Annotated in this window: 1 protein-coding gene and 1 pseudogene; both read right to left on the reverse strand. The window is 64.1% G+C overall.

The annotated features are described in order from the left end of the window. Positions 1 to 200: 200 nt before the first annotated feature. The gene (gene ppx / locus EN750_RS30400; protein ID WP_127398943.1) at positions 201 to 1,736 is read right to left on the reverse strand and encodes an exopolyphosphatase; all 1,536 of its coding nucleotides are present in this window, start codon (positions 1,734 to 1,736) and stop codon (positions 201 to 203) included. Beyond that, a pseudogene (locus EN750_RS30405) lies at positions 1,736 to 2,244 on the reverse strand (RNA degradosome polyphosphate kinase); the annotation flags it as partial. The gene ppx and the pseudogene EN750_RS30405, both read right to left, overlap by 1 nt.

A 2,244-nucleotide genomic window follows, 5' to 3' on the forward strand; every position in this document is an offset into this window, starting at 1 on the left:
CCACAAGGGGGAGGGAGACTTCCGTTGGCGCCGACCCACGCGAATCGCCTGTCTTTTCGGTGCCAAAGAAGAATTAGAGGCACGCGGCAGCGTTCCCTCCCCCTTGTGGGGAGGGCTAGGGTGGGGGTCCTCTTCGCAAGAGTCCATGGCCCTGCGTCGACGGGCGTGGTTCGGCGTAACGCCTACTTGACCGACACGCCCTACTTCACCGACATGCTGGGACCACCCTCGACAGCCAGAACCAGCCGGCGGTTGGTGATCTTTGCCAGTTGCGCCAAGCGCCCGGCCGGCCGCTCGCCATAGAGATCGGCCAGCGATGCCGGCAAGACCAGCGCCAGCACGCCGTTGGCGCGCTGTTCCCATTTGAGCCTGGGCATGATGCCGGGCATCGACGCCGTCAGCAGGTAGACGACGCGCATCATCGCGGCGAGTACGCGCGCCCGCTCCAGATAACGCGGCGGCGCCAACGCCTTGATCTCGGGGGCGATGGCTTCGTTGAAGATGCCGTCGTGACGATAGGCGTTGGCCATGGCCAGGAAGGCACGGCCGGGATGGTCGACGCCGAAGAAGGAGGCGTGCGCGATGATGTTGAGCGATTGCTTGCCGCGATATTCGGGATGCGCGCGCCAGCCGATATCGGCCAGCAATGCGGCCGCGTGGCGGTAGCGCGCCTCGTCCTCGGTCTCGTCGATGCCGAAGGCGGCAAAGGTTTTGGCGGTCCAGTCGACAAGTTCATGCGCATGGGTGACGGAGCGCGAGCGCAGGCGTGCAAGCTCCTCCGAGGCCGAAATCAGCGGATCGGCCTTCTGCTCCGCCTCGTCGAGCAGCGAATAGAGAAAACCTTCACGCACGCCGAGCGCCGAGACGACGATCTTCGACGGCTGCATCGCCGCCATGATCTCCTGCAGCACGATGGCACCATAGGGCAGCAGCGAACGGCGGTTCTTGGAAACGCCTTCGATACCCTTGACCTTCTCGATCTCGGCCTTGGCCACCTGCTTGAGGAAATTCGCCGCGCTTTCGGCCGAGATCTCGTAATGGTGCATGACGCCAAGCGGATAGTTGGTCATTTCCATGTGCAGCCGGGCGAGATTTCGCCAGGTGCCGCCGACGGCGTAGAAAGGCCTGCCCTGCCCGCCTTTCAGCAGCTTGGCCTTCGCCAGTTCGTCACGCGCGATCTTCGCCGCCTGGGTCAGCGAGTTCTTCGCCATGTCCTGCAGGCGCAAGCCGCCCAGCGGCAGCGTGATGCCGTCGCCGATCGCTTCGCCGGCGACGTCGACCAGTTCGAGGCTGCCGCCGCCCAGATCGCCGGCGATCCCGTCGGCCGGATGGAAGCCGGAAATGACGCCGAGCGCCGAATAATACGCTTCCTGACGGCCGCTGATGACACGGATCTCAGTCTTCAGCACCTCCTCGGCGCGGTGAATGAAATCAGGGCCATTGACCGCCTCGCGGGCCGCGGCGGTGGCCAGAACATACATCTGCTCGGCGCCGGCCTGGTCGGAAAGCGCGCGAAAGCGACGGAACTCTTCCATCGAGCGCGTCACCGCCTCGGGGTCGAGCTTGCCGGTCGAAACGATGCCCCGGCCGAGACCGGCCAGCATCTTTTCGTTGAACAGCATGGTCGGCGAGCGCGCCAGCCCCTCATAGACGACGAGGCGGATCGAGTTCGATCCGATGTCGATGATGGACAGCGGTCGGCGGTCCTGCAGCCGGCCCTGGGAATCAGACAGCATCAGCCGGACGCTGCAGCGTTCTTCTTGCGGCGCTTGAACTGCGCAATGCGCTTGGGCGCATGCGACTTCAGCGCGTCACCCCGTCCCGACAGGCTCGGATTGGTCATGAAATATTCCTGCGCGTTGAACGGTTCCTCGCCCTCCTCCAGCACGACGCGCCGGGAGGTTCCATCAGCCAATACGTCGAAACTTTGCTGATTGTCCATGATGTTGCCCAGCATGATCTGGCCAAGGATCTGTTCGTGCACAGTTGGATTCGTGATCGGCACCATGGTTTCGACGCGGCGGTCGAGATTGCGCGGCATCAGATCGGCCGAGGAGATGTAGACGATCGCCTCGTCCGACGGCAGGCCGTGACCGTTGCCGAAACAATAGATGCGGCTGTGCTCGAGAAAACGGCCGACGATCGATTTTACGCGGATGTTTTCCGACAGGCCCGGAACCTGCGGCCTCAGGCAGCAGATGCCGCGCACGACCAGGTCGACCTCGACGCCGGCCCGGCTGGCAT

This window comes from Mesorhizobium sp. M7A.F.Ca.ET.027.03.2.1 (assembly GCF_003999175.1).
GTDB lineage: Bacteria > Pseudomonadota > Alphaproteobacteria > Rhizobiales > Rhizobiaceae > Mesorhizobium.